Source organism: Kitasatospora sp. NPDC048286 (genome assembly GCF_043201735.1).
Classification (GTDB): Bacteria; Actinomycetota; Actinomycetes; order Streptomycetales; family Streptomycetaceae; genus Kitasatospora.
Window position 1 is genome coordinate 378,894 of sequence record NZ_JBICZE010000007.1, and the last position, 25,424, is coordinate 404,317.

The following is a 25,424-nucleotide window of genomic DNA, read 5'->3' on the forward strand; positions in this document are numbered from 1 at the left end:
AGACCGGCGCCTCGGCCTACACCAGCACGATCCTGCCCCCGAGCCACACCAGCAGCGCCCTGCACATGCGCTTCGAGGCGCCCGTCGCGGACGAGACGGCCCGCTGATGTCGAAGATCCTGGCCCTCCAGGGGCTCGAGACCGAGACCGGCGCCTCGGCCTACACCAGCACGATCCTGCCCCCGAGCCACACCAGCAGCGCCCTGCACATGCGCTTCGAGGCGCCCGTCGCGGACGAGTCGGCCCGCTGATGTCGAAGATCCTGGCCCTCCAGGGGCTCGAGAGCGACACCGCGCAGGCGGAGCTGAAGATGAGCTCCATCAGCAGCCTGTCGCACACCCTGCCGTTCGGCCCGGTCGAGACCGAGTAGTAACCGCCCGGCGTCGAACCGCCGCCCAGCCACTGGCGCGGCACCACCACCTGCGCTTCGAGGCGCCGGTGACCAACAAGGAGAGGACACACCGATGACGAAGATCCTGGCCCTGCAGTCGCTCGAGAGCGACACCGCGGCGTCGGCCCTGGTGAGCAGCTTCCTGAGCACCGACTCGCACCTGTGGGTGGACGGCCCGGTCGAGAACGAGAAGTAACGGCCGGTCGGCGGCTGCGGCTGCCCGTCGGGCCCACCCCGACGGGCAGCCGCCCTTCCGTCCCCGGCGGACGTCCCGGTGACCCGCCTCAGCGCGGCACCGGGGCGTCCGCCGGAACACGCGGCACCGGAACACCCCCCGGTACGCCCGCCGAACGGTCCGCCGGGACGGTCAGCCCCGCGCGCTCGGCCAGCACCCCGGCCTGGAACCGGCTCTGCGCCCCGAGCCGCGCCAGCAGCTCGGCGATGTGCCGCCGGCAGGTGCGGGTCGACATGCCCAGCCGCCGGGCGATCGTGTCGTCCTTCTCCCCCGCGGCGAGCAGCCGGGCGATCACCTCCGAGACGTCCCGGGACACCGTGCGGGCCGCGGCCGGCGCGGTGTCGTACGGCACGGCCTGGCCCCACTCGTGTTCGAAGAGCCGGACGAAGTGCGCCACCAGGGCCGGTTCCCGGACCATCAGCGCCCCGCCGGTGGCGCGCGGGGCCGGTACGAAGGCCGTGGTCCGGTCCACCACGACCAGTTTGGCCGGCACCTCCGCGCGGGTGCGGATCTCCGCCCCCTCGGCGATGACCCGCTCCGCGTAGGAGCGGGTGGGCGGGTCGAACCGGGTCGGGTGCTGGTACACGCTCCGCAGCCGGACGCCCCGCTCCAGCATCTCCAGGTCCCGGGGCAGCAGCTCGGCCAGGGCCGCCTGCGGGTGCCCGCCGCCCGGCCGGATCGCCAGTACCTCCTCCTTCGCGGCGCCCACCACGGCGTCGAGGGCCGAGCGCAGCAGGTACGCGTCCTCGAGCAGCCGGACCGAACCGTCCGAGCCGCCGCCCTGCGACTGGTACACCGGCGCCAGCGAGGCCACCTCGGCGCGCAGCCTGGCCAGTTCGGCCTGCCGACGGCCCAGCTCGGCCTCCTCCAGGCGCAGCCGTGCCTCCTCCAGCGCGGTCAGCCGCACCGCGGCCGTCTCCGGACCGACCGTCACGTGGCAGCCCCGTTCACCGTCCGGGCGCCAGACCAGCAGGCAGAGCTCCGTCAGCCGGTCGACGGCCCAGCGGCACCGCGCCTCGGTGAGCCCGAGCGCGCCGGCCATCCGCTCCGGGTCGGCCGGCTCGACCCGCCGGTGCCGCACCGCCCACTCGTAGACCAGCCGCGTCTCGCGGTCGAGCAGGGCCTCCCGCCCCGACGACCGGATCATGTCCGTGTTCACCGGATTCATCCACCCCTCCTCAGTCGGCCATTCATCTTCCTGACCCCCCTCGGCCCTTGGCCGCCGCCGTGACCTGTGACGACTATCGAACAACCGCTCCGGAGATCTGCCGTTCACCGGACGCGTCGTCCACCGCCACCTGCTGTCAAGAGGGCCGCCATGAAAGAACGTGGAACCGCCCGGGTCGCGTTCACCGCACCCGCCCCGGCGGACCGGGGAGCCGTACGCGACACGGCCGAGCGGGCCGCCGTACCCGACACGGTCGGCGACCGGCTGCGGCGGGCCCGCCGGGAGGTCTTCCTCTGCTGCCCGGGCGGTGACCCGACCGCGGCGGCGCTGGCCGACCTGGTGCTCGCCGAGCTGGCGCCGACCGAGCAGCCGCGCGGCGGCCCCGCGCCGCGCACCCGGATCGTCCAGCAGCACCCCGCCCGCTTCCACCTGCCCGCCCAGCGCCAGGCCCGGGCCGCCACGCGGGCCGGCGCCGAGGTGCGGACCACCGACGAGAGCTACGGTCCGCTGCTGGTCATCGACCGGGAGAGCGCCTTCCTGGCGGAACGGGGGCGGCCCGAGGGGCTGGTGCTGGTGACGCAGCCGTCCGTGGTGGGCCACCTGGCCGACTCCTTCGAGACGCTCTGGCACCGGGGCGCGGCCTTCCACAGCGGGCCGGCCGCCGCCCGCGCCGTCTCCGACGACCTCCGCACCGCGATCCTGCGACTGCTCGCCGACGGGCTGAAGGACGAGACCATCGCCCGCCGGCTCGGGCTGTCGCTGCGCAACTGCCGGCGGCACATCGCCGGCCTGTACAGCGCGCTGGGCGCCGACAGCCGCTTCCAGGCGGGCGTGCTGGCGGAGCGCCACGGCCTCACCGGGAACGCGCCGGAGGCCGCCGGCGAGCCCCGGTGAACGCCCCCGCCGGCGGTGGTCGACCTCAGCCGTTGCCGAAGAAGCCGAGCGCCCCCACCGCGCAGACCCCGCCGGCCCCCATGAACACCGGGGTCAGCACCTTGATCTCCACCCAGCTGCCGGCCCGGAACCGCATGCCCTTCGGCGGCCCGATCGGGTACCACCGCCGGCGCCCGATCGGGATCGGCCACAGCACCGGACAGCCCGAGACGGTCAGCGCGTCGCCCAGGCAGTGCACCAGCGCGCCGAGCGCGATCGGCAGCCCGATCCACAGGTACTGCTGCCCGGGCTCCTCGAACAGCCACTGCGAGCCGTTGCCGGGCTTGTCGAGGACCTCCGCGAGCATCCACGCGCTGGCCGCGCCCAGCAGCCACACCAGGACGTCGCTGGAGACCCGGGCCTGTCGCCACAGCAGGCCCTCGATCGCCAGCACCATGTGCACGAACAGCACCACCAGCACGCCCCAGCGGCCGCCGAACACGGCCACCGCCGCGGCGCCCGCCCCGCACAGCACCGCCCAGAGCCAGGTGTGGGTCAGCGTCCGGTGGCCGCCCGAGCGCCGCGGGTCACCCTTGCCCCGGGTGGCCTTGTACACCGCGTACGAGAGGTTGTCGATCACCTCGCAGAGCGCCCGGGACACCGGCCCGAACGCCCTGGATATCGTCGCCGCCTTGTGGTCCAGGTCCGGCGCCAGCGCCGCCCCGGCACAGATCAGCGCCCCCGCGAGCAGGACCGGCCAGGGCATCGGCTCCCCCATGCCGGCCGCTACCGCACCCACCCCCAGCCATGCGGTCGCACCCGACAGCGAATGCGCCGGTCCCATCATGTCCGTACACCACCGATCCTCATCAGCTCCGTCCTCACCATGAGGACCTGACATCACGGCAGCCTATCCGTCCAAGATCACCGACCGGCCGCGGTCGGCCACCCCCCGCCCGCGGCTCAGGCCAGGGCCTTCTCCAGCGCCGCGAGATAACTCCGCATCAGGTGGTCGCGGATGCCCTCGCCGTCCGGGGAGAACGCCGCGGCGCCCAGCCCCTTGGCCCGGTCGGTCAGCCCGGCGACCAGCCCGACCCTCTCCTGGACGCGACCCGCGGAGTCGATGTGGCGCAGCGCGTCGACGTGGGTGAAGGCGGGCTCCGGAGGCAGCTCGGGAACGATGTCGTTGCCGTGGACGAACCGGTAGGTGCGCCCCTTCAGGCCCTTGTCGTACGCGGCGGCGAGCAGCCGGTCGCAGGTGCGGGGCTGGCCGAAGGTGTAGACGCCGTCGGCCGCCAGCCGGGGGTCCTCCAGGTCGAGCCGGGCGGCGGCGAGCATCGCGAGGGCGCCGCCGAGGCTGTGGCCGGTGAACCAGACCGTCTGGTCGCCGCTCCGCAGGTCGGAGATGGCCTTGGCGACGTCGGGGTAGATCGACTCCAGGGCCTCGGCGAAGCCGTAGTGCACGAAGCCCGTCCGGGCGGGCCCCGGCCAGGGCGGGGTGGTCGCGTCGGTGAGCCAGTCACGGATCTGCGCGGGCTCGGTGCCCCGGAACGCGGTGACGATCATGTTCTCGCCGGCCATCGTGTACGCCTGGGTGTCCTGCAGCGGGAACGGCGGGGTGAACCGCGTCTGATGGTGACGCACGGTGTCGAAGCCCCAGTCACGGGCCTGCTCCTCGATGGTGACCTCGTCCTTGTACGCCAGGTCGGACGCCCTGGCCAGCCAGTAGGCGAGCGGAAGGCTGTAACCGGTGACGCGCTGGTCGAAGACGGTGGGGACGGCCATGGAAACACTCCTGCCGGATCGACGGACGGAACGACTGGTCCACCCGGAGCCCGCCCGGCACCTACCACACACCGCGACACCCCGGTGACCAAAAGTGACGCTACCCCCCACCCCCTCCCCCAGCGACCGCACCACCCCCCACGCGACCGCCGAGGAACAGGCCGATCAGGCCTCCGGGATGTCCGCTTTCGCCGCACTGAGCATGCGGCCGGGGATGACGACGAGTCGCTCACCCGGGCCCAGGGTGACTCCTTCCGGGAGGTGGCCACGGTAGCTCTCGGTGAGGTCCCGACCGATCACGGCGATGTCGCCGTTCGAGAGCTGCCAGATGTCCGGGCACTCGTCCCTGCCATCCGACACTCCGAGCTCCTCCGCGGACCTCCCCAGGCGCTTCTCGAACGAAGCGGACGGATCGGCTTCCCATCCACGATCCACAACTGCCCCCGTTGATCGGTCTCGTGACGCAGCCCACCGGCTCCGCATCCTTCATCTGACGATAAGTCAGAACCTTGTTTCGGCACCTTGCCCTGCGCTCCCGAATGACCGCCCACCGCGTCGGCTCCCATGCGCATCGCCGTCTCCGGCACGGCGGTTGCCTGAACGGAGTCGGGCGCGTGTACCTTCTGTGGGCACCGGACCCACCCGGTGCCGACCGGGGTCGAACGGCTCCGCGCGCGGACGCAACCGGGCGGACCGGAGGCACGTCGCTGGCCTGACGCTCAGCGGCCGTCAAGTGACAGGAGCCGCCGCCGTGGACGACGGAACATCCCTGGGTGAGCAGCGCCGCGCTGCCGCCGACGGCAGCGCGGCGCGAACGCAAGAGCTGGTGACGGGTGTTGCGCCGGCCTCGCCCGGCGCCGTGAGGAGGACGCCGTGAGCGGCAGGATTCCGCGTGAGCGGCAGGGCCGGTGGCACGACCGGCGGGGTCGCGGGTCGCGTGGGCCGGCCAGGGGGCCGGCGCAGCCGCTGATGCCGTTGCCGGACGAGGCCGCGCTGCCCGAGGAGTTCGAGCGGGAGCCGTCGCAGGACGGGAGCGGCGGCCCCGGCGACGTCGCGCGATAGTCTCCGGGTCAGGCCCACGGGGGCCTGCCCCGGCCGTCCGCCCACAGGGCGAGCGCCCGCTGGTCGACGGCGCGGATGCCGACCTGGGTGCAGAAGGCGGCGGCGGCCTTGGTGAAGGAGCTGGTCGTCACCACGGCGGCCAGGTCGCAGTGGTGCACGTCGCGGTAGGTGCCGTTGACCACCTGGACGTCGTTCGAGCCGACGAAGGTCCGCGGTCCGTAGCGCTTGGCCTGGATGAGGATGCGCTGCCCGGTGGGGGTGGTGGCCAGGACGTCCGCCGCGAGGTCGCCGGCCCCGCCGACGACCCTGACCTTCGTGCAGCCGTCCCGGCGGCACAGGTCCGCCAGCGCGTGTTCGAAGGCCTTCGGTGTCATCGCCAGGAACGGCCCGATGTGCCGTAGTCGGGCGGTCCGCGTCTCCAGCTCCCGTTGACGGGCGCGCACCCGCGAGCGCAGTACGGCGACGCCCACCGCGGCCGCGGCGATCAGCAGGGCGGTGACCAGGAGGAGGTGCTGGGCCGACCAGCGGACCACCGCCGTGGCCAGCACGAGCACGACCACCGCGGTCGCACCCAGCAGCGGTGCGTTGCGCTTCATCCGCCGCACCCGGCGGGCAGCGGTCGACCGGCGTCGCCGGACAGGCCTGCGGGCCATGGCACCCCCTCACCCCACGGTGTTCGGGCGAGCCTAGGAGCAACCGCACCCGCCGCGCCTGCGATCCCGGTGAACTCCACCCGCCGCGCCGCCGAGTTGACCGGATCCCGCCCCCCGGCGGCCGGGGGCCAGGTCGCGGCGTCGCGGGAGGAGGTGGAACCGGCCGGCGGTGGGCTCAGTCCGGGTCGGGCCGCCCCCGCCGGTCGCCCTCCTCCCGGGCGCGTTCCTCGATGAACTCCTTGAACCGCCTCAGGTCCGCCTTCACCCGGTGGCCGACCGTGCCCGGGGCGCCGGCAGCCGCCCGCGCCGCGCCCTCGGGCCGGAGGTCGACGGCCATGGCGACCCGGGTGTGGCCCGGGTCGAGCCGTTGGAAGGTCACCACGTCCTCCTGGTCCACCTCGCCGTCGGTGGTCCGCCAGGCGATCCGTTCGTCGGGCTCCTGGTCGACGGTCTCGGTGTCGAACTCGCGGGTGACGCCGCCGAGGCTGGTGCGCCAGTGGTTGTGGCGACCGTCCAGCCGGGTCACCGAGTCGACGCCCTCCATGAAGCGCGGGAACTCCTCGAACAGCGTCCACTGGTGGTAGGCGGCGTGCAGGGGCACGGCCACGTCCACGGACTCCTTCACTCTGTTCATCAGGTCCTCCTCGGACGGTGGGGTCGGCGCCCTCCCGGCCCCGCTACGAGCCGCTCCGCCCGCCGGGCAGCACCGACGAAGGCGCCGGCGAAAGCACCGGCGGCGGCACCGACGACGGCCCGGCCGACGCGGAAGGCACCGACGACGGCCCGGCCGACGCGGAAGGCACGGACGACGGCCGCTCGCCCTCGGCGAGGTGCCGGGCCACCGAGTCGAGGTCCGTGCCGAGCCGTTGGGCGGCCCGGACCAGCAGGCTCAGCGCGGTGTGCGGGGTCACGTCGAACCGCTCGGCGGTGATGCCGATGGCCAGGCCGGTGGCGTGCCGGCGGTCCAGCAGGTCGGCCACCGCCCTGGACAGCGCGAAGCGGTCGAGCGCGGCCGACGCCTGGAGGGCGAGCACCTCCACCAGCCCGAGGGCGGGCGTGCCGGGCTCGACGGGTGTGCGCAGGTAGGCGCTGAACACGGTGCAGCCGTGCGGGTGGGTGCGCAGGTGGGCGCCGGCCACGGCCCGTACGCCGCAGCGCCGGGCCCGGTCGGCGAACCGGTCCGGCCGGCCCGGGTCCAGCCGGACCACGACCTGTCCCTCGCCCTGGCGGCGGAGCCGGGGCAGCGGGCCCGCCTCCGCCCCGCCCTGGGCGCGTTCGAGGGCCAGCAGGTACGACGGTGTCGCCGCGAAGGTCTCGACCGAGCCGTCGTCGTGCCAGGTGCTCACGGCGGCGCCCACGCAGTCCGGGACGGTGACGCCGGTCAGCTGCACCACGTCGTGCAGGCTCGGGACGGGCCCGGAGCGCGCCCGTTCGCGGGCCGCGAGTTCGCCGAGTTCGGTCAGCAGCGCCGCGCGGGCCCGCTCGGTCGCCGGGGCCCCGGCGGCCGCTCCGCCGGGGCCGGCCGGGCCTTGACGGTCCAGCAGGATGCGGGCCCTGGCGACGGCCCGGTCCGCGTCGGCCTCCCCCGTGTAGATGCCGATCGTGTAGCAGACGTCGCGCAGTCGTTGACCGGCCTCCGGCGAGCCCGACGAGGACAGGGCCTCGTACTCCGCGACCAGTCGGCCGAGGGCAGCGACATCCACCATGGGCATGAGCACCTCCGTTTGTTTACGGAAAGTATGCGCCGATCACGCTGCGAAACCACGTCGCCGGGCGAGGCGCCCGCACGGGCCGGCCCCGAGCTGCCCGCCCACCCGCCGGAGTCACGGCCGCCGGGGTCACGGCCGTCAGCCCGTCAGCAGCCCGGCCGGGTCCGACCGGCCCTCGACCGGCGCGCGGGCCGCGTCGGCCACCCCGCCGCCGCGGCGGGCGTGGGAGCGGAGCGCCTCGAAGGCGGCGTCCATGTCGAGTCCACCGGCTTCCGCGAGCACGCCCTTCGCCCGCTCGATGGCGGTACGGTCCGCGAGCGCCCCGCTGGTCTCCTCCGCGGCCGTCCGTTCCCGTCCGTACCGGCGCTGGAGCAGGGCGATCACCGCCGGGTCCGCGAGCGGCTGGACGACGTCCGGCCCCTCGTGGTCGGGCCCGGCACCGGTCCGGACGTCGAACACGTCGAGGGTGCCCATGACCCGGCCGTCCAGGCGCAGCGGCACCGCGCGCACGGACCGGAAGCCGAGTGCGACGGCCTTCGGGGCGAACCTGGGCCACCGGGCCCGGGCCAGGTCGAGGTCGTGCTCCACGACCTGCTCGCCGGTCCGCCGGAAGTCCGGGCAGGGGCCTTCGCCGGTGGCGATCCGGAGGCTCTCCAGGCGCCGGACCAGGTCGCCGGAGTACGCGACGTCCCGCAGTTCCCCGTGGCGGTCGGCGACGAGCAGCCCGGCCCCGGCCGTCCCACTGAGCGCCGTGCAGACCTCGGTGAGCCGGTGCAGGAACTCGACGGTGCCGTAACCGGGGGGTGTCGTAACCCGGGCCGACGAGCGTGCCGGTGAGCCCGGCGAACGCCTCGTTCACCCGGGCCTCGCGCGTCATGGCGGCCTCCATCTCCCCTCCTGGCAAGGCTACGCCGGAGGTCCGTCATCGGTCATCCGTCATCGGTCGTCCGTCATCGGTCCTCCTCCGTGAACCGCAGTCGCCGCTCCACCACGTCGTGCGCGACCTCGTCGATCTCCCGGCCGCGCGCGAAGGCGTGGGCCCGCAGCCGGTCGAGTGCCTCCGCGGCGGGCACGCCCAGCTGCACCATGATCGTGCCGACCGCCTGGTCCACCTCGACGCCGTCGAGCGGCGACTCGTCCAGCCACGGCTGTTCCGGCAGCGCTCCGGACGGGGCCAGGAAGGAGCCGACGATCGCGAGGGTCACGCTGGTCGCGGCGACCCGGATGTCGGCTGCCCGCGTCCGTTCCGGGACGCCCGGCCGCGCGCCGTAGAGGCTGAGGACGCCGATCCCGGTCGTGCCGAGGTGGAGCGGTGAGGCGTAGGCGCTGCGCAGCGCCGAGCCGGCGGGGGCGGCCGGTGTCCCCGGGCCGGCGGCCAGGTCGACGGTGAGGACCGGCCAGCGCACCTCCTCGGGCGACAGCAGGTCGGCGACGGCGACCGGGCTCCGGGTGCGGAAGGCGTCCACGCTCGGGCCCTCCCCGAGGCCGAACTGCCGCTCCTCGATCCGCCGCGCCCGGTCGTCGCTGGCCCAGACCCCGGCCCGGTGCCCGGGGTCGGCCATCAGGGTGATCGCCGCGGCGTCGGCGGCCAGCGCCTCGACGCAGGCGACGCAGAGCCGCTCGGGCAGGGAGGGGCGGCCCGGGCCGTTGACGGCCTCGGCCACGATCTGCGCGATGCGCGTCAGATCGGCCATCTCCGCGCCTCGTTCTTCCGTCGTCCTGCCACCGTCGTAGGGCGGTCGGCTGTCCGGGGAGCCACACCGTCCGTACCGCGACGTGACCATCGCAGTACAGGTGTTCACGGCCGGACGGCAGCCCGACGGCAGTCGGACGGCGCCCGACGACAGCTCGACGGCACCCCGCCCCCGGCGGCGCTCGGCCGCCGCGGCACCGGGCGCCACCGGCACCCGACCACCCCCGCCACCGGGCCTCCGACCACCCCCGCGCGCCTACCCCGATCCGCCCCGGACACACTCCGGCGCCCGGGTCCGACGGGCCCGTACCGGCCGGCCGGTACGGACACCACTCCCTGCCCACCCACCGGTGGTCCCGCCGGCTGCGCCGGTCACTGGACGCACCGGCCTGGCGCACGCCCTCTGCGACACCACCGGCGTTCTGCTGCCCCCTGCCGGAGGGCTGCCCGCACTGCCCCTGGCCCGGCAGCAATTTCCGGCTCCGGGACGGCGAGGTGGTGCACGGCCCGGCCACCGTGCCCCGGCCGGGCCCTGCAGACCCGGGTGCTCTCCGGGCACCTGGACGCCCGGCTCCCCCGGCGCCCGAGGGCCGCGCCGACAACTCCGACTCCCGCCGACGACACCCGAGTTCAGACCGCCCCAGCGGTACGCTCCCCCCGGACGCGCGGTCGCTGACGCCCCGGGCGCCGCCGCAGCCGGACGGCCAGCAGGCAGCTGTCATCGTCCGGGTTGGGGCCGCCGAGGCGGGCGGCGATGTGGTCCAGGCAGTCCGCCAGGTCGCGGGCGCCGCACTCCTCGGCCGCGCGCAGCAGCCGGTCCGGGCGGATGGTGCCGTCGTCCCGGCGGTTCAGCAGGCCGTCGGTCCAGAACAGCACGGTGTCCTCGGCCGGCCGCAGCGGCAGTACGGTGTCGCGGCAGCGGGTCTCCGGCAGGGCCCCGAGGACGGTCCCGGTGGGGCCCTCGGCGAGGACGGCGGTCGTCCCCCGCAGCACGGCCGGCGGCGAGTGCCCGGCCGCGGTCCAGGTGAGCGTCCCCGCCTCCGGGTCGAGCAGGCCGCACAGCACGCTGGCGATCCGGCTGCCGCCCTGGTGGCAGAGCATCGTGTTGAGCCGCCCGAGCATCTCCGCGGGCCCCTGGCCGGTGTAGCAGAGGCCGTGCAGCGCGTGCCGGAGTTCCGCCATGCCGACGGCGGCGGCCAGGCCGTGGCCGCTGACGTCGCCGACGGCGAGCAGGACCCGGCCGTCGGCGAGGGCGGCCAGGTCGTACCAGTCGCCGCCGACCCTGGGGCGGTCCCCGGCGGGCAGGTAGCGGGCGGCGTGGTCGAGGACGGCGGAGTCGGGCTCGGGCTCGTGGGGCCCGGCCACCAGGGCGTTCTGCAGGGCCCGGACGGTCCGGTGCTCGGCCCCGGCCCGACGGCGCTGCTCGGCGAGCCGGGCCCGGGCGCCCGCCAGGGCCCGCTCGGTGCGGTGCCACCGGCTGACGTCCTGCAGCACGCCCCGGATCACCCGCGGGCGGCCGGTGTCCGGGTCCCCGGCCGCCTCCGCGGTGACCCGCAGGGTGCGCGGCGCCTCGCCGGGCCGCCCGGTGTCGAACTCCAGGGCCGCCGTCCGCCGCCCGGCCAGCAGCCGGCGCAGGAACAGCCGGGCGGCCGGACGGTCGGCGGGGTGCACGCGGGCCACCAGCTCGGTCGGCGCGACCGGCTCGGTGCGGTCGGGGTCGAGGCCGAGCAGCCACAGGGCCTGCGCGGACAGCTCCGGCGGCGATCCGGGCGCCCACTCGAAGCTGCCCATTCCGGCCAGCCGCTGCGCCCGGTGCAGCCGGGCCGCGCGCTCGGCGCCGTTCCCGGGGCGCCAGGTGAGCAGCACGCCGTCGAGGAACGGCTCCGCCCGCAGGACCAGTGTCCGGTCCGGTCCGGCGCCGGTGAAATCCTCCGTCCGCCCCTCGTACCCGGCGCCGGTCGTCGCGGCCTCCAGGATCCGCGCGAAGTGCCCGGTCGCGACCAGTCCGGGGTGGAGTTCGCTCAGGCGCCGGCCGACCGCCGCGCCGAGGCCGGCGGCGGCGTTGGCGTACCGGACCCGCAGGTCGGTGATCGCACCGCCGGGGGTGGTCCCGCGGACGGCCGAGAGCACCAGGACGGGGTCGAACACGGCGTCCAGCACGGCGCGGAACCAGTGCTCGCCGCCGGGCACCGCCGCCGGCGGCTCGTCCTCACCGGTGGCCTCGAACCGCAGCAGGTGCCCAGCGACGAGCCCGGACAGCGCGTCGACGTACCTGGTCGCCGCGCGGGCGCGCACGGCCGGCACGTCCCAGCCGAGGCTCATCGCCCCGACGATCCGCTCGCCGCGGCGCAGCGGTACGGCGCACGCGCTGCGGCCGGGGACGATCCGTCCGCTGCCCGGCGACCGGCTGCCGTGGCTGCGCTCGAACTCCCAGACCAGGCTGCCGCCGTGGGCGGCGGCCACCAGCGGTACCCCGGTCTCCGGCGGGATGCGCTGCCACTGGCTGACCCGGCGGGGCGCCACGCCGTGGCTGCCGACCAGGAGCAGCGCGCCGTCCGGCTCCAGCCGGCCCAGCACCACGGCGACGACGCCGACCGGGGCCAGGGCCACCTGGTGCAGCAGTCGGGCCAGTTCCTCGGGCGTCTCCGCGCTGGCCAGGGCCGAGGCCGCCAGGTGGTAGCGCGCGGCCAGGTCGGGCGCCGCGGCGGCCGAGGCGGCCTTCGGCGGCCCGGGCACGGGTGCGGGCGCGAGTACGGGGACGGGGACGGGCGCGGGAACCGGGGGCCCGGGCGCGGAGCCGGGCTCCGCCGCCGTGCCCGCGCCGGTGAGCGCCGCCGTCCCCGTGAGCGGGGCGGCGAGGCCGACCAGGCCGGCGGCGATGTCCGCGAGCCGGCGGTTGGTGTCCTGCGAGAGCTGGACGAGGTACCCGAAGGCCTCCTCCGGCGTGCACTCCAGCCGCTCCGCGAGCATGCCCTTGGCCTGCTCAATGACGCCCCTGGTGCGCATCGCCCGCCGCAGGCCCTCGGCCTCGGCGCGCAGCCGGTCGACGGCCTCCCGCAGCACCGCCGCCTCGTCGGTCAGGGCGGGTTCCGCGGGGTTCCGGTCCTCACGCACAGGCCGCCGCCACGTCCGGGTAGAGCGGCAGCACCGTGGCGACGCCGCTCAGCTCCACGAGGTCCCGCACCCTCGGTACCGCCCCGGCCAGCCGCAGCGTGCCCTGCTCGCCGCGCACCCGTCGGGCGGCGCCGATCAGGACGTTGAGGCCGGTGGAGTCGAGGAAGTCGACGGCCGTGAGGTCCACGACCACCCGGGTGGTGCCCGTGTCCGCGAGCGCGTCGAGCAGGTGCCGCACCTCGCGGGCGGAGAAGTCGTCGAGGTCCCCGCTGAGCGGCACCACCGTCCAGCCGTTGGCGACCGGAAAGTCCTTCATCACGGACCGTCCTCGTTGCTCGGCCCGGCCACCGCCCCCGCCCGGGCTCCCCTCCCAGGCTAGGGCTTCCCGTTCCCTCAGCCGCACACGGGCTCGTCGACCCACCCGGGGGCGTCGCGGTCCTCCAGTTCCTCCCGCAGCCAGGCCAGTGTGGTGCTGAGCAGCCGGGAGACGTGCATCTGGGAGACCCCGATCCGCTCGGCGATCCGGGACTGTGTCCAGCCGTCCCAGAACCGCAGCTTGAGGACGGTCTGCTCGCGTGCGGGCAGCCGGGCCAGCAGCGGCCGGACGGCGATGCGGAAGTCGGCGAGTTCGATGCCGGGGTCGCAGCCGCCGAGGCGGTCGAGCAGGGCGCTGCCGGTCTCGTCGGTGTCCTGGTCGCGCAGCGCGTCGAGGGAGTTGGGGCGGTAGACCCGGCCCGCCATGAGGCCCTCGGTGGCCTGTTCGACGGTGAGGTGGAGGTCCTCGGCGATCTCCTCGGGGTGTGGGAGGCGGCCGAGTTCCTGCTCGAGGCGGTCGGAGCCGCGGGCGACGGAGAGGTAGAGCTCCTGCATGCGGCGCGGGACCCGCACCGGCCAGGAGGTGTCGCGGAAGAACCGCTTGATCTCGCCGGTGATGGTGGGGATGGCGTAGGTGACGAACTCGACGCCGCGCCGCGGGTCGTAGCCGTCGACGGCCTTGATCAGGCCGATGGTGCCGACCTGGAGGATGTCCTCGATGTCCTCGGCGCGGTGCCGGAAGCGGGCGGCGATGAAGCGCACCAGCGGCATGTTGAGTTCGATGATCGTGCCGCGGACGTAGCTGTAGGCGTGGCTCTCCCGGGCCAGCCCGGCCAGCCGCTCGAACAGGGCGTCGCTCAGTTCCCGGGCCTCGGATTTCCCCATGCGGCGCAGTTCGGCCGCCGTCGGTCTTCGCGGCAGGTCGGGCGGCAGGCCCGAGGTCACGGCTTCCCTGTCCGCGGCTTCCCGGTCGGTGGTTTCCAGGTGGATGGACACGTGTTCGCTCCTGGGCATCGGGGTGAACGCCCGGCGACGCGTGCTGGAGCCGCACCTCGTGCGCCCCGGACCTCTTCCCCCAGGACCTGTGCCCGGCTTCTTCAAGCGCGGTCCCGGTGGCACCGCCAACGGTGCCGGAGCAGCCGGAACGGTCACGGCCGCTGCATGAGGGGTTCTACCCCGGGATGCGGGTCCGGACTCCCGTTCCGGCCGTTTTTCCTGTTCCGCCCACCCTGCCACCGCGGCCCGGGGGCCGCTGCGGCTGGACGTAGTCGATCAGCTGCATCATGCCGAGGTCCTCGTGCTGGAGCTGGTGGCAGTGCAGGACGGTGCGGCCGGTGAAGTTCTCGTACCTGACCAGGAGGGTGACGGTGTCGCCCGGCTTGCCGCCGGCCAGGTCGACGGTGTCCTGCCAGACCGGCGGGTCGAGCCGGACTCCGTTGCGGTGGGTGACGAGGACGTGGTTGGTGTGCAGGTGGAAGGGGTGGTGCATGACCGGCAGGCTGTCGTCGGTGCGGAGGGTCCACCGCTCGACGGTGCCGAGTTCCAGGGTGTGGTTGACGTACTCGGGGTCGAACAGGCCGTAGGCGGGGTCGCGGGTGAGGTCGCCCGCGGGGTCGGCGGCCGGGGTGGGGTGGCTGCCGAGGATGCGGTAGGCGTTGGGGAAGGGCTTGGCGAAGACCCCGGGGTCGACGTGGAAGACCACGGTGCGGTCGCCGGCGGGGTTGGCGATGTCCTTCTCGTCGAGGAACGGTCTGCCCTGCGGCAGCGAGGACGGCAGCGCCATCGGCGGCCGGACGGCCGTTCCCGCCACCTCGATCGTCATCAGCGGGACGGGTACGCCCTTGGCCCGCAGTTCGTACGTCCCCGGTTCGCCGCCCCGGACCAGCACGTCGGCGCGGTTGCCCACGGCCAGGGTCACCGCCTCGGTGGCGACCGGCGCGGGGAAGGTCACCCCGTCCATGGCGATCTGATGCATCGTCAACGTCCGCTCCTTGCCGGTGACCTGGAGCGAGAGGGTGGTGAACGCGGTGGCCGCGACCAGGCGCCAGCGCTGGACCTCGCCGGGGCGCAGCGCGAGGGTGGGGTTGACCGCGCCGTTGACGGTGTAGGTGGGTGGGACGGCGGCGAGGGCCTCGCTGGAGGTGAACGCGGGGACCTTTCCGTCCTTGACCCGGAGTTCGTTGACGCAGACGACGAGGTCGGCGGCGGCCTTGATCTGCGGCACCTCGTCGACGTCGCCCTCGACGATGACGACCCCGGCCATCCCTCCGGCGATCTGCTCGGCGGTGGCCCCGTGCGCGTGCGGGTGGTACCAGTAGGTCCCGGCCGGGTGGTCGCGCGGGATCTCGACGGTGGTCAGGTAGCGCGGCTCCGCGGCGCCGGCCGCGGCCTGCTCGGCGGTGCGCGGCGGGAACTCGCGCAGGATGTTGTCGGCGTTGCCGGACGGCGAGACGTGCAGGCCGTGGGTGTGCAGGTTGAAGCTGTTCGGCCGGTGCGGCCGGTTGTGGCCGCCGTGGCGTGACGGGCTCGACGGCTCGGGCGGGTTCGGCGGCAGGCCGTTGATCTGGGCCAGCCAGAGCGTGTCCCCGCCGCGCACCCGCAGGGTCGGCCCCGGGATGGTCCCGTTGTAGGTGCGCGTGGTGACCGTCCCGTAGCCCGGGACGGGGGTGGCGGTGAACCGTACGTCGAGGGTCTGGTCGAGGATCACCCCCTGCGCGCCGGGGGCCGGGCACCGTACGACCGGCTGCGGGAAGGTGCTCGCCGCCGCGGCGGGCCGGGCGAGGATCCCCTCGGAGGCCGCCGCGAGGACGGCGGCTGCGGGAACGGCCTTGAGCACCGATCGGCGGCCGATTCGGACATCTTCTCTCATAGCCGGGCAATCTAGATCGACTTCCACAGGACCCCGATCAGGCACACCGCTCACCCACGAGGGGTTGGGCCTTCCGCAGTACCCGGCTACGCATGCTCCGGGTAGGTCAGGTTGGCCCCGCCGCGGGGGTCGAAGACGTGGATGCGCGCGGTGTCCACCCACAGCTCCAGCGGGCTGCCCTCGGCGGCCCGGGTGGCCGTGTTCAGCCGGGCGACCACCCGGTGCTCCAGCATGCCGGTGTCCGCCCGGCCCGAGTCGGCGGCGAGCTCGGCGAGTTCCTCGGTCACCGCCGGTCCGCCCTCCTCCGCGAAGTGGACGTAGACGTCCGAGCCGACCGACTCCCGGACCTCCACCGTCACCGTGACGGTGACCCCGCCGGGGTGCCCCTCGACCAGGGCGGCGTCCTCGAAGTCCTCGGGTCGGATGCCGACGATCAGGTCGCGCGGCGCGTCCGCGCGCTCCAGGGCGCGCCGGGTACGGTCGTCCAGTGGAAGGTCGCCCAACGACGTCCGCAGCGAGGCGCGCCCTGCGTCCTGCCGCAGCGCGGCGCCGAGGAAGTTCATGCCGGGCGAGCCGATGAACCCGGCGACGAACAGGTTCACCGGCTCGTCGTACAGCTGCTGCGGGGAGCCGACCTGCTGGACGACGCCGGCGCGCATCACCACCACCCGGTCGCCGAGCGTCATCGCCTCGACCTGGTCGTGGGTGACGTAGACGGTGGTGGTGCCCAGGCGGCGCTGGAGCGCGGCGATCTGGGTGCGCATCTGCACCCGGAGCCTGGCGTCCAGGTTGGACAGCGGCTCGTCCATCAGGAAGACCTTGGGGTCGCGGACGATCGCCCGGCCCATCGCGACCCGCTGGCGCTGCCCGCCGGAGAGGTTGGCGGGTTTGCGGTCCAGGTGCCGGGTGAGGTCCAGGATGCGGGCGGCCTCCTCGACCTTGGCGGCGATGGTCGCCCTGTCGACCTTGGCCAGCCGCAGCGCGAAGCCCATGTTGTCGCGCACGCTCATGTGCGGGTAGAGGGCGTAGCTCTGGAAGACCATCGCGATGTCGCGGTCCTTGGGCGCGCGGTCGTTGACCACCTCCCCGGCGATCCGCAGGGTGCCCTCGGTGATGTCCTCCAGCCCGGCGATCATGTTGAGGGTGGTGGACTTGCCGCAGCCGGACGGCCCGACCAGGATCACGAACTCGCCGTCGGCGATGGTGAGGTCGATGTCGCGGACGGCGAGGGCACCGTCGGGGTAGCGCTTGGTGATGCCGTCGAGGACGATCTCGGCCACGATCCGCCTTCCTGGTCCGCCGGGTGGGGCGGCCCGTCCACTCGGGTCCGACTCGGGGGTCCGACTCGGGTTCAGCCTTTGACTGCGCCGGCGGTGAGCCCGGCGACGATGCGGCGCTGGAACAGCAGCACGAAGACCACGATCGGGATCGTGATGATCACGGCGGCGGCCGCGATCGAGCCGGTCGGCTGCTCGAACTGGGAGCTCCCGGTGAAGAAGGCGATGGCCGCCGGGACCGTCCGGGCCGAGGTGGTGGAGGTCAGCGAGATCGCGAACAGGAAGTCGTTCCAGCAGAAGATGAAGACCAGGATCCCGGTGGTGAACACCCCCGGCGCCGCCAGCGGCGCGATGACCAGCCGGAAGGCCTGCCACGGCGTGGCGCCGTCCACCTTGGCCGCCTTCTCCAGGTCCCAGGGGATCTCCCGGAAGAACGCCGAGAGCGTGTAGATCGCCAGCGGCAGCGAGAAGGTCGTGTACGGAATGATCAGCCCGGCCCAGGTGTCGAACAGGCCGAGTGCCCGCTCGATGTCGAACAGCGGCGAGACCAGCGAGATCGGCGGGAACATCGCGATCAGCAGGGACACCCCGATCAGCAGCCGCTTGCCGGGGAAGCGCAGCCGGGCCACCGCGTACGCGGCCATGGTGCCCAGCACGACGGCGATGGTGGTGGCGATCACCGCGATGCCGATCGAGTTGACCAGGGCCCGGGTGAACTCCGAAGTCTCGAAGATGCCGCGGTAGTTGGCCAGGGTCCACGTCCGGGGCACGAACGCGCCGTCGGAGAGGGTGCTCGGGTCCTTGAAGGAGAGCGCCACGATCCACCACACCGGGAAGAGCGCGTAGAGCACGACCGCCAGGTTGGCGACGCCCCAGCCGGTCAGCGTCCGGTTGTGCCGGCCGCTCATCGGTGCTCCGGTTCCGCGCCCGGCGTCGCCGTGCCGAACAGCTTGACGAAGACCACGGCGATCAGCGCCACGCAGACGAAGATCAGCACCGAGATCGCCGAGCCGATGCCCAGGTTGAGCGCGGTGAACAGGTTGTCGTAGCCGAGGATCGACACCGAGCCGGTGCCGTTGGAGCCGCCGGTCAGCACGTAGATGTTGTCGAAGATCCGGAAGGCGTCCAGGGTGCGGAAGAGCAGCGCGACCAGGATCGCCGGCTTCATCAGCGGCAGGATCACCAGCCGCAGCCGCTGCCCGAAGCCCGCGCCGTCCACCATCGCCGCCCGGACCGTCTCGTCCGGGACGAGGGCCAGCCCGGCGAGCAGCAGCAGCGCCATGAACGGGGTGGTCTTCCACACCTCCGCGAGGATGATCAGGCCGACGGCCGGCCACCGCTCCGTCAGCGGCGCGCTGCCCTCCGGCAGCAGGGCGGCCAGGTAGCCGGTGCCCGGGGTCCAGGCGTACTGCCAGGAGTAGGCCGCCACCACGGTGACGATCCCGTACGGCACCAGCACCGCGGTGCGCACCGTGCCGCGCCCGAAGAGCGTCCGGTGCATCACCAGCGCGAGCGCCAGGCCGAGCACCAGTTCCACGGCCACCGACACCACGGTGATCAGCACCGTGACGCCGAGCGCCTGCCACCAGTACGGCGAGGCCAGCACCGCGCCGTAGTTGGCGAGCCCGACCCAGTGCGCCTGCTCGGGGAAGCGCAGGTCGTAGCGCTGCAGGGACAGGTAGACGGCGTAGCCGATCGGGTAGGCGGTGACGGCGAGCATCACGATCACCGCGGGGGCGCACAGCAGCCAGCCCAGCCGGCGCTCCTGGCGGGCGCCGAGCGAGGGCCCGGCCGGTCGCGGTACGGCCGCGGCGGCGGCCTCGGTGGACGGTGTCACGGGATCAGCCCCTTCGAGCCGAGGGCGTCCTGGATCTGCCCGCGGAGGTCGGCCACGTCCTTCTCCGGGTGGATGCCGGCGGGCGGGGAGAGGGTGTGCGAGACGGCGATGGAGACGTTCTGGTAGGCCGGGGTCTGCGGCCGCACGCTGGCGGAGTCGAGGGCGGCCAGCACGTCGGCGGCGAACGGGTAGCTGGCGGTGAGTTCGGCCGTCTCGTACAGGCTGCGCAGCGAGGGCGGCAGGCCGCCCTTCAGCGCGTTGGTGAGCTGGTTGTCCCGGTCGCGCAGGCAGAGGGTGGCCTCGGCGGCGAGGTCCGGGTGCCGGCTGTAGGCGCCCACCGCGAGGTCGATCCCGCCAATGGTCACGGTGGCGGGGCGGTCGGCGTTCACCGCGGGGTACGGGGCCCAGCGGAAGTGCGGGAACAGCTCCGGCCGGTTGGCCTTCATCGAGGGGTAGACGAAGGGGTAGTTGAGTTCGAAGGCGGCCGTGCCGGACTCCATCGCGAGCCGGTTCTGGTCCTCCATCTGGTTCGGCAGCGAGGGGTCGGCGGCCACCGACGTCGCCAGGTCGCGCATCACCCCGGCGGCCGTGACGGCGGGCTCCCCGAGCGAGGGCGCCTGCGCGTCGGGGGTGAGGATGGTGCCGCCCGCGCTGGTGACCAGCGTGTTGAACCAGACCGTCAGCCCCTCGTACTGGGCGCCCTGGATCTCCACGAAGTGCGGCTTGCCCTCGTCGGCCAGCTCCCGCGCCCGGGAGAGCATCTGCGCCCAGGTGCCGGGCGGGGTCGGCACCAGGTCGTCGCGGTACCAGAGCAGCTGGGTGTTGGAGTTGTACGGCACCGCGTACAGCCGGTCCCGCCAGGTCGCGGTGCGCACCGCCGCGGCGAGGGTGTCGGCGGTGGCCTGTTCGCGCATCGCCCCGGTCCACTCGCGGATCCAGCCGGCCTCGGCGAACTCGGCGGGCCAGGTGACGTCCAGGCCGAGGATGTCGACCTCGGTGTCGTGCGCCGCCATCCGGCGCACCAGCTGCTGGCGCTGGCCGTCGGCGCCGCGCGGCAGCTTGTTGTAGCGGATCGTGTAGCGGCCGCCGGACCGCCGCCCGCAGCGGTCGGCGGCCTGCTGGAGGGCGCCCGAGTCGTCCGGGAAGTTGTACCAGTTCAGGGCGACCGGGCCGCCGCCCCCGCCACCCCCGCAGCCGACCAGGGCGGAGGCGAGCACGGCCAGTCCGGCGGCGGCGCTCGCCCACCGCGAGCGGAGACGGGGGACCCTCGGCATCGTTCTCCCGGAGTGGGACGGACCGGTCCGGGAGACCCTAGCCGGGCTCCCCCGCCCGGCCCGGGCTGTGCCGCGCCGCCCTCCCGCCGACCAGCCGGACGGCCGAACCGGGGGCCGGGCCTCCGGGAGGCGGCGGTCGGGGCCCGCGCGGATACTGGGCGCACACGCAGAGACCTCCGGCCGCACCGGAACCGAGGAGCACGCCGTGACCGGACCCGTCGTCGTCGGATTCGACGGCTCACCCGAGAGCCAGGCCGCCGCCGCGTGGGCCGCCCGCGAGGCGCAGCGCCGCGGCCTGCGCCTGGACGTCCTCCAGGCCTGGCCCCGCCCGAAGCACCTCCCTCCCGGCACCGAACGCGGCGACCACCCCGCACTGGCGCAACTCGCCGAACGCGAGGGCGAGTTGCGCTCCCTCGCGCCCGAGGTGGAGGTCGCCGCCTCCTCCGTGGCCGGCGATCCCGTGGAGGCGCTGGAGGCCGCCGGGCGGAGCGCCTCCGTGCTGGTGCTCGGCTCGCGCGGCCTGAGCACCCTGCGCGGGTTCCTGGTCGGCTCGGTGAGCCAGGAGGTGCTGCGGCGGGCGGCCTGCCCGGTGGTGCTGGTCCGCTCCGACGGGGACGAGCCGGAGGGCGAGGTGACGCTCGGCCTGGACCTCGGGCGCCCGGCGGAGCCGGTGCTGGCCTTCGCCTTCGAGGCCGCCGCGCTCCGCTCGGCGCCGCTGCGCGTGGTGCACGTCTGGTCCCCGCCGGCCGGCAGCGAGTACATGTCCTACGGGGCGATCGGCGGGCTGGAGCGCGAGACGTCCGCGGCCGAGGACAGCGGGCTGGCGCGGGCCCTGGCGCCCTGGCGGGCCCACCACCCGGAGGTCGAGGTGACCACCGAGCTGATCCGGGGCAAGCCCGCCGTGGACCTGGTGGACGCCGCCGCGTCGTCCCGGCTGCTGGTGGTCGGCCGCAGGGTCCGGCACCTGCCGCTGCGCCACCACCACATCGGTCCGGTCGCGCACGCCGCGATCCACCACGTGCACTGCCCGGTCGCGGTCGTCCCGTACGGCTGAGGGCGTTGCGGGTGCGCCGCCCGGGAGGTCAGCGGGTCCGGGGGGCGAGGCCGACGGGGCAGACGACCGGGGTGCCGTGGACCGGGTCGGTGAGGATCGCGCTCTCCACCCCGTACAGCTCGCGCACCAGCTCCGGGGTGACGATGTCGCGCGGCGCGCCCTGGGCGGCGACCTTCCCGTCCCGCATGGCCACCATGTGGTCGGCGTAGCGGCAGGCGGTGCTGAGGTCGTGCAGGACGAGGACGACGGTGCGGCCGCGCGCGGTCAGGCCGCGCACCATCTCCAGCACCTCCAGGGCGTGGCCCATGTCCAGCGCCGAGGTGGGTTCGTCCAGCATCAGGATGTCGGTGTCCTGGGCGACGGCCATGGCGATCCAGGCGCGCTGGCGCTGGCCGCCGGAGAGGGTGTCCAGCGGGCGGTCGGCCAGCTCGTGCAGGTCGGCGGCGGTGAGCGCGTGCTCGACCGCCTCGGCGTCGGCGGCGGACCACTGCCGCAGCAGGCCCTGGTGCGGCTGGCGGCCGTAGCGGACCAGGTCACGGACGGTCAGCCCGTCCGGGGCGGTGGCGGACTGCGGCAGCAGGCCGATGATCCGGGCGATCGCGCGGGTGGAGAGCGAGGTCAGCGGCTTGCCGTCGAGCAGCACGGCGCCGGAGCGCGGGGCGATGGTCCGGGCGAGGCCGCCGAGCAGGGTGGACTTGCCGCAGCCGTTCGGGCCGACGATGACGGTGACCTGCTGCCGCGGCAGTTCGAGGTCGAGCTCGCGGACCACGATGGTGCGGTCGTGGCCGAGGCTGAGCGCACTGGTCGCCAGGCGGTGGGCCGGGGCGGCGGTGGTCGCGGCAGTCGCGGTGCGGGCGGTCATGCGGTCCTCCGGGGACGGGTGGTGAGCAGCAGCCAGAGCAGGTAGGGGCCGCCCACGACGGCGGTGACCAGGCCGGCCGGCACCTCCAGTGGCGACAGGACGGTACGGCCGATCAGGTCGGCGAGCAGGGTGAAGGCGGCGCCGGCGGCGGCCGAGGTGAGCACCGGCACGCAGCGCGGCCCGGCGATCCGGCGGGCGGCCTCGGGCGCGGCGAGCGCGATCATGCCGAGCGGTCCGGCGACGGCCACCGCCAGGCCCGCGCAGACCACGGCGACCGCCAGGACGCCGATCCGCAGGCCGCGCACCCGGACGCCCAGTCCGGTGGCGACGGCGTCGGAGAAGCGCAGCAGCGACAGCCGCCGGCCGAGCAGCACGGCGGCGGGCAGGCAGACCAGCAGGCCGAGTTCGAGGAGGCCGACGGTGTCGGCGTCCCGGCTGTTGAGGGTGCCGACCGTCCAGCCGTAGGCGGAGTTGGCGGCGTCGATGGCGGCGCGGGAGAGCATCAGGTTGGTCACCGCGCCGAAGACCGCGCCGATGCCGAGGCCGACGACCAGGAAGCGGTAGCCGTTGCGGCCGGCCCCGCCGCCGAGGGCGAAGGCGAGCGAGGCGGCGGTGGCGGCGCCCACCAGGGCGGCGGCGGAGGGCAGCAGCTGGGTGGCGACGCCGGTGACGGAGGCGACGGCGAAGGCGGTGGCGCCCTCGTTGAAGCCGACGGTGTCCGGGGTGGCCAGCCGGTTCTGGGCGAGGGTCTGCATCAGGCAGCCCGCGACGCCGAGGGCCGCGCCGACGGCCAGGGCCGCCTCGGCGCGGGGCAGCCGCAGCTTCTCCACCAGCAGCACGTCGCGCGCGGTGCCGTCGCCGAAGGCGGCGCGCAGGGCGGTCACCGGGTTCAGGTTCGTCTCGCCGACGGCCAGGCAGACGGCGGTCACCGCGACCACGACGAGCAGCAGGGCGGTGCAGCCGAGCAGCGGCCGGACCGGGACGAGCACCGAGCGGCCGCCCAGGGCGAGCAGCCGGGTGCCGGGTGGGGTCGACGGCAGGGGCGCGGCCGAGTATGTGTCGGGGTTCGGGGCGTTCAGGGTGGGGGTCACAGCGCGGGCATTCTGTGCGAGCGGACGACGGCGACCAGGACGGGGGCGCCGCACAGGGCGGTCATCACGCCGAGCGGCATCTCGTACGGGCGGGCCACCAGTCGGGAGGCCACGTCGGCGAGCAGCACGACGGCCGGCCCGAGCAGGGCGGAGACCACGAGCAGTCGGCGCAGGTCGGGGCCGACCAGGGCCCGGGCGGCGAAGGGCACCACCAGGCCGACGAAGGAGACCGGCCCGGCGATCGCGGTGGCGGCGCCGACCAGCAGGGCGACGGCGGCCACCGCGAGGGCGCGGACCCGGCGGGGCTTGTGGCCGAGGCCGGTGGCGACGTCGTCGCCGAGGCTGAGCGCGGTCAGCGCCGGGCCGGAGAGCAGCGCCAGGACCAGGCCGAGCAGCAGCACCGGCAGCACGGCCAGCAGTTGGTCGGTGCCGCGGCCGGCGACCGAGCCGATGGTCCAGAACCGGATCTCGTCGGCGGCCCGGGCGTCGGACAGCAGCAGTACGGAGGAGCCGGCGTTCATCAGCCCGCTCAGCGCCGCTCCGGCCAGCACCAGCCGGACGGGGTCGTCGCCGGTGCCGCGCAGCCGGGCGGCGCCGAGCGCCAGCAGGCAGCCGGCGGCGGCGCCCAGCACGGCGACGTACGGGCCGACGCTCGCCGCGCCGGCGCCGAGCACGATCGCGATCACCACGGCGAAGGAGGCGCCGGTGCTGACCCCGAGCAGGCCGGGCTCGGCCAGCGGGTTGCGGGCGGCGGCCTGGAGCACGGTGCCGGCCACGCCGAGCGCGAGGCCGACCGCGAGGGCCACGGCGGTGCGCGGGGCGCGCAGGTGGAACACGGTGAACCGGGAGTCGGAGTCGCCGTCACCGAGCAGGGTGGCGAACGCCCGTGACGGCCCCACATCGCCCGCGCCGAGCAGCAGGCTCGCCAGTACGGCGAGCAGCAGGATCCCGCCGGCGGGCAGCAGTCCGCGCAGCAGGAGTGATCGGGTTGTCACACCGGGCCTCCCCCGTCAGGGCATTACGTATGGTTAGGCTAACCTCAGAAAAACGGTTCGTCCGTAAACTACCATTGCTCGGAGAACACCCATGCTTGGCACCCGCATTACCAAGACCCTGCTCGGCGCGGCCGTCGTCGGCGCCCTCTCCCTGGGCCTGACCGCGTGCGGCTCCTCCGGGTCCGACGGCTCCGCGGGTGACTCCGGCTCCTCGTCCACCGCCGCCGCGAAGGACGGCAAGCGCAGCATCGACACCGCCTTCGGCGCCGTGGAGGTCCCGGCCGAGGCCAAGCGGGTCGTCGCCCTCAACGACACCTCGCTGGACACCGCGCTCTCACTCGGCGTCACCCCGGTCGGCACCAGCTCCAGCCGCGGCGGCACCACCGCCCCCGCCTACCTGAAGGCCGACGCCATCCCGCTGGTGGCCACGGTCAAGGAGCCCAACATCGAGGCCATCCTCAAGGCCACGCCCGACCTCATCCTGGCCTCCTCGGGCATCGAGAAGTCCCAGTACGAAAAGCTCTCCGCGGTCGCCCCGACCATCGTCCCCAAGGCCGGCGACTGGCGCTCGGTGCTCGCCGTGTACGGCGACGCGCTCGGCCACAAGGACGACCTGACGGCCAAGCTGGACGCCCTGGACAAGCGCGCCGCCAAGGCCGGCGAGGGCAGGACCGGCAGCGCCGTGGTGATGCGCTGGATGCCCAACGGGCCGATCGTGATGAACACCACCAACATGCCCGGCGACCTGCTGAAGAAGGCCGGCGCCGGCACCATGCCGATCGCCGACGACCTGGGCGCCCAGCCCCACTCGGACCCGCTGTCCCTGGAGAACCTCAACAAGGCCGACGCCGACCGGGTGTTCGTCGCCACCCTGAACGCCGACGGCGAGAAGGCCCTGGAGACCGCCCGCAAGCAGGAGGCCTTCACCCGCCTCAAGGCGGTGGGCGCCAACCAGCTCATGGGCGTCGACGGCCAGGTGTGGAGCAGCAGCTCCGGCCCGATCGCGGCGGAGAAGGTCGTCGAGGACATCGAGAAGGCCTTCGGCGCGAAGTAGCCCCACCCGGCGGGGAATTCCCCCCCCCCGAGATTTTCCGAAGGGATTCCGAAGGAGTTCCGAGGGAAGGGCCGCAGCCCCCCGGACAACCGTCCGGGGGGCTGCCGTCATGCC

Annotated in this window: 25 protein-coding genes; 5 read left to right on the forward strand and 20 right to left on the reverse strand. The window is 74.6% G+C overall.

The window, feature by feature from the left end; genetic code table 11:
- The first annotated feature begins 106 nt into the window (after positions 1 to 106).
- Together ACGF13_RS19750 and ACGF13_RS19755 are read left to right on the forward strand one after the other, a co-directional pair.
- Positions 107 to 250 carry a hypothetical protein gene (locus ACGF13_RS19750; RefSeq protein ID WP_392876605.1) on the forward strand — a complete coding sequence of 48 codons (144 nt, stop codon included), beginning with the start codon at positions 107 to 109 and terminating at the stop codon, positions 248 to 250.
- A gap of 213 nt (positions 251 to 463) precedes the next feature.
- Positions 464 to 586, forward strand: a complete 123-nt coding sequence (locus ACGF13_RS19755; RefSeq protein WP_392876608.1) for a hypothetical protein — start codon at positions 464 to 466, stop codon at positions 584 to 586.
- 88 nt (positions 587 to 674) lie between these two features.
- Here ACGF13_RS19755 and ACGF13_RS19760 read toward each other — a convergent pair whose 3' ends face one another.
- Positions 675 to 1,793, reverse strand: a complete 1,119-nt coding sequence (locus ACGF13_RS19760; protein ID WP_392876611.1) for a LuxR C-terminal-related transcriptional regulator — start codon at positions 1,791 to 1,793, stop codon at positions 675 to 677.
- 150 nt (positions 1,794 to 1,943) lie between these two features.
- Here ACGF13_RS19760 and ACGF13_RS19765 point away from each other — a divergent pair, with 150 nt between their 5' ends.
- Positions 1,944 to 2,687, forward strand: coding sequence for a LuxR C-terminal-related transcriptional regulator (locus tag ACGF13_RS19765; RefSeq protein WP_392876614.1), 744 nt, complete (start codon positions 1,944 to 1,946; stop codon positions 2,685 to 2,687).
- 25 nt (positions 2,688 to 2,712) lie between these two features.
- On the opposite strand, the gene ACGF13_RS19770 is transcribed toward ACGF13_RS19765, so the two are convergent.
- From ACGF13_RS19770 to ACGF13_RS19845, 16 genes are all read right to left on the reverse strand, one after another.
- The gene (locus ACGF13_RS19770; protein ID WP_392876617.1) at positions 2,713 to 3,513 is read right to left on the reverse strand and encodes a metal-dependent hydrolase; all 801 of its coding nucleotides are present in this window, start codon (positions 3,511 to 3,513) and stop codon (positions 2,713 to 2,715) included.
- Between the two features lie 116 nt (positions 3,514 to 3,629).
- A complete protein-coding gene (locus ACGF13_RS19775) occupies positions 3,630 to 4,451 on the reverse strand; it encodes a lipase family protein (RefSeq protein WP_392876620.1) in 822 nt (273 codons plus the stop codon).
- Positions 4,452 to 4,616: 165 nt separating this feature from the next.
- A complete protein-coding gene (locus tag ACGF13_RS19780) occupies positions 4,617 to 4,886 on the reverse strand; it encodes a hypothetical protein (protein ID WP_392876623.1) in 270 nt (89 codons plus the stop codon).
- Between the two features lie 635 nt (positions 4,887 to 5,521).
- Positions 5,522 to 6,109, reverse strand: coding sequence for a restriction endonuclease (locus ACGF13_RS19785; RefSeq protein ID WP_392876625.1), 588 nt, complete (start codon positions 6,107 to 6,109; stop codon positions 5,522 to 5,524).
- Positions 6,110 to 6,341: 232 nt separating this feature from the next.
- On the reverse strand, positions 6,342 to 6,800 hold the full coding sequence (locus ACGF13_RS19790) for an SRPBCC family protein (RefSeq protein WP_392876628.1): 459 nt from the start codon (positions 6,798 to 6,800) through the stop codon (positions 6,342 to 6,344).
- Positions 6,801 to 6,843: 43 nt separating this feature from the next.
- Positions 6,844 to 7,872, reverse strand: coding sequence for an ANTAR domain-containing protein (locus ACGF13_RS19795; RefSeq protein WP_392876631.1), 1,029 nt, complete (start codon positions 7,870 to 7,872; stop codon positions 6,844 to 6,846).
- 141 nt (positions 7,873 to 8,013) lie between these two features.
- Positions 8,014 to 8,652, reverse strand: coding sequence for an ANTAR domain-containing protein (locus tag ACGF13_RS19800; protein WP_392876844.1), 639 nt, complete (start codon positions 8,650 to 8,652; stop codon positions 8,014 to 8,016).
- A gap of 173 nt (positions 8,653 to 8,825) precedes the next feature.
- A complete protein-coding gene (locus ACGF13_RS19805; RefSeq protein ID WP_392876634.1) occupies positions 8,826 to 9,569 on the reverse strand; it encodes an ANTAR domain-containing protein in 744 nt (247 codons plus the stop codon).
- 629 nt (positions 9,570 to 10,198) lie between these two features.
- The gene (locus ACGF13_RS19810) at positions 10,199 to 12,682 is read right to left on the reverse strand and encodes a SpoIIE family protein phosphatase (RefSeq protein WP_392876637.1); all 2,484 of its coding nucleotides are present in this window, start codon (positions 12,680 to 12,682) and stop codon (positions 10,199 to 10,201) included.
- Positions 12,675 to 12,998, reverse strand: a complete 324-nt coding sequence (locus tag ACGF13_RS19815; protein WP_392876640.1) for an STAS domain-containing protein — start codon at positions 12,996 to 12,998, stop codon at positions 12,675 to 12,677. Before ACGF13_RS19815 ends, ACGF13_RS19810 begins: the two co-directional genes overlap by 8 nt.
- Positions 12,999 to 13,075: 77 nt before the next feature.
- Positions 13,076 to 13,993: a SigB/SigF/SigG family RNA polymerase sigma factor gene (locus ACGF13_RS19820; RefSeq protein WP_392876643.1), complete on the reverse strand. Its 918-nt coding sequence runs from the start codon at positions 13,991 to 13,993 to the stop codon at positions 13,076 to 13,078.
- A 175-nt stretch (positions 13,994 to 14,168) separates the two neighbouring features.
- Complete coding sequence (locus ACGF13_RS19825) at positions 14,169 to 15,866, reverse strand: multicopper oxidase family protein (RefSeq protein ID WP_392876646.1); 1,698 nt, start codon at positions 15,864 to 15,866, stop codon at positions 14,169 to 14,171.
- 86 nt (positions 15,867 to 15,952) lie between these two features.
- A complete protein-coding gene (locus ACGF13_RS19830; protein WP_392876649.1) occupies positions 15,953 to 17,146 on the reverse strand; it encodes an ABC transporter ATP-binding protein in 1,194 nt (397 codons plus the stop codon).
- A 71-nt stretch (positions 17,147 to 17,217) separates the two neighbouring features.
- The gene (locus tag ACGF13_RS19835) at positions 17,218 to 18,051 is read right to left on the reverse strand and encodes a carbohydrate ABC transporter permease (RefSeq protein WP_392876652.1); all 834 of its coding nucleotides are present in this window, start codon (positions 18,049 to 18,051) and stop codon (positions 17,218 to 17,220) included.
- Complete coding sequence (locus ACGF13_RS19840) at positions 18,048 to 18,980, reverse strand: carbohydrate ABC transporter permease (protein ID WP_392876655.1); 933 nt, start codon at positions 18,978 to 18,980, stop codon at positions 18,048 to 18,050. Before ACGF13_RS19840 ends, ACGF13_RS19835 begins: the two co-directional genes overlap by 4 nt.
- Complete coding sequence (locus tag ACGF13_RS19845) at positions 18,977 to 20,254, reverse strand: ABC transporter substrate-binding protein (protein ID WP_392876658.1); 1,278 nt, start codon at positions 20,252 to 20,254, stop codon at positions 18,977 to 18,979. Before ACGF13_RS19845 ends, ACGF13_RS19840 begins: the two co-directional genes overlap by 4 nt.
- A 205-nt stretch (positions 20,255 to 20,459) precedes the next feature.
- On the opposite strand from ACGF13_RS19845, the gene ACGF13_RS19850 reads away from it, so the two are divergent.
- The gene (locus tag ACGF13_RS19850; protein ID WP_392876661.1) at positions 20,460 to 21,308 is read left to right on the forward strand and encodes a universal stress protein; all 849 of its coding nucleotides are present in this window, start codon (positions 20,460 to 20,462) and stop codon (positions 21,306 to 21,308) included.
- A gap of 28 nt (positions 21,309 to 21,336) precedes the next feature.
- Here the strand turns inward: ACGF13_RS19850 and ACGF13_RS19855 are convergent, their stop codons facing one another.
- Genes ACGF13_RS19855 through ACGF13_RS19865 form a run of 3 tightly spaced genes read right to left on the reverse strand, consistent with a single transcriptional unit; the run spans position 21,337 to position 24,256 of the window.
- Positions 21,337 to 22,170: an ABC transporter ATP-binding protein gene (locus ACGF13_RS19855; protein ID WP_392876664.1), complete on the reverse strand. Its 834-nt coding sequence runs from the start codon at positions 22,168 to 22,170 to the stop codon at positions 21,337 to 21,339.
- A complete protein-coding gene (locus ACGF13_RS19860; RefSeq protein ID WP_392876667.1) occupies positions 22,167 to 23,261 on the reverse strand; it encodes a FecCD family ABC transporter permease in 1,095 nt (364 codons plus the stop codon). The genes ACGF13_RS19855 and ACGF13_RS19860 overlap by 4 nt, the downstream gene beginning before the upstream one ends.
- Entirely contained in the window at positions 23,258 to 24,256 is a 999-nt protein-coding gene (locus tag ACGF13_RS19865) for a FecCD family ABC transporter permease (protein ID WP_392876670.1), read from the reverse strand. The genes ACGF13_RS19860 and ACGF13_RS19865 overlap by 4 nt, the downstream gene beginning before the upstream one ends.
- 91 nt (positions 24,257 to 24,347) lie before the next feature.
- Between ACGF13_RS19865 and ACGF13_RS19870 the strand changes: the two genes are divergently transcribed.
- Entirely contained in the window at positions 24,348 to 25,310 is a 963-nt protein-coding gene (locus ACGF13_RS19870) for an ABC transporter substrate-binding protein (protein ID WP_392876673.1), read from the forward strand.
- The last annotated feature ends 114 nt before the right edge of the window (positions 25,311 to 25,424 follow it).

Excerpts from the sequence above, each read along its gene's own strand:
- ACGF13_RS19750 (WP_392876605.1), top strand. The coding sequence starts at position 107 with ATGTCGAAGATCCTGGCCCTCCAGGGGCTCGAGACCGAGACCGGCGCC.
- ACGF13_RS19755 (WP_392876608.1), top strand. The coding sequence starts at position 464 with ATGACGAAGATCCTGGCCCTGCAGTCGCTCGAGAGCGACACCGCGGCG.
- ACGF13_RS19760 (WP_392876611.1), bottom strand. The coding sequence starts at position 1,793 with ATGAATCCGGTGAACACGGACATGATCCGGTCGTCGGGGCGGGAGGCC.
- ACGF13_RS19765 (WP_392876614.1), top strand. The coding sequence starts at position 1,944 with ATGAAAGAACGTGGAACCGCCCGGGTCGCGTTCACCGCACCCGCCCCG.
- ACGF13_RS19770 (WP_392876617.1), bottom strand. The coding sequence starts at position 3,513 with ATGATGGGACCGGCGCATTCGCTGTCGGGTGCGACCGCATGGCTGGGG.
- ACGF13_RS19775 (WP_392876620.1), bottom strand. The coding sequence starts at position 4,451 with ATGGCCGTCCCCACCGTCTTCGACCAGCGCGTCACCGGTTACAGCCTT.
- ACGF13_RS19785 (WP_392876625.1), bottom strand. The coding sequence starts at position 6,109 with ATGAAGCGCAACGCACCGCTGCTGGGTGCGACCGCGGTGGTCGTGCTC.
- ACGF13_RS19790 (WP_392876628.1), bottom strand. The coding sequence starts at position 6,800 with ATGAACAGAGTGAAGGAGTCCGTGGACGTGGCCGTGCCCCTGCACGCC.
- ACGF13_RS19795 (WP_392876631.1), bottom strand. The coding sequence starts at position 7,872 with ATGGTGGATGTCGCTGCCCTCGGCCGACTGGTCGCGGAGTACGAGGCC.
- ACGF13_RS19805 (WP_392876634.1), bottom strand. The coding sequence starts at position 9,569 with ATGGCCGATCTGACGCGCATCGCGCAGATCGTGGCCGAGGCCGTCAAC.
- ACGF13_RS19815 (WP_392876640.1), bottom strand. The coding sequence starts at position 12,998 with ATGAAGGACTTTCCGGTCGCCAACGGCTGGACGGTGGTGCCGCTCAGC.
- ACGF13_RS19825 (WP_392876646.1), bottom strand. The coding sequence starts at position 15,866 with ATGAGAGAAGATGTCCGAATCGGCCGCCGATCGGTGCTCAAGGCCGTT.
- ACGF13_RS19835 (WP_392876652.1), bottom strand. The coding sequence starts at position 18,051 with ATGAGCGGCCGGCACAACCGGACGCTGACCGGCTGGGGCGTCGCCAAC.
- ACGF13_RS19845 (WP_392876658.1), bottom strand. The coding sequence starts at position 20,254 with ATGCCGAGGGTCCCCCGTCTCCGCTCGCGGTGGGCGAGCGCCGCCGCC.
- ACGF13_RS19855 (WP_392876664.1), bottom strand. The coding sequence starts at position 22,170 with ATGACCGCCCGCACCGCGACTGCCGCGACCACCGCCGCCCCGGCCCAC.
- ACGF13_RS19870 (WP_392876673.1), top strand. The coding sequence starts at position 24,348 with ATGCTTGGCACCCGCATTACCAAGACCCTGCTCGGCGCGGCCGTCGTC.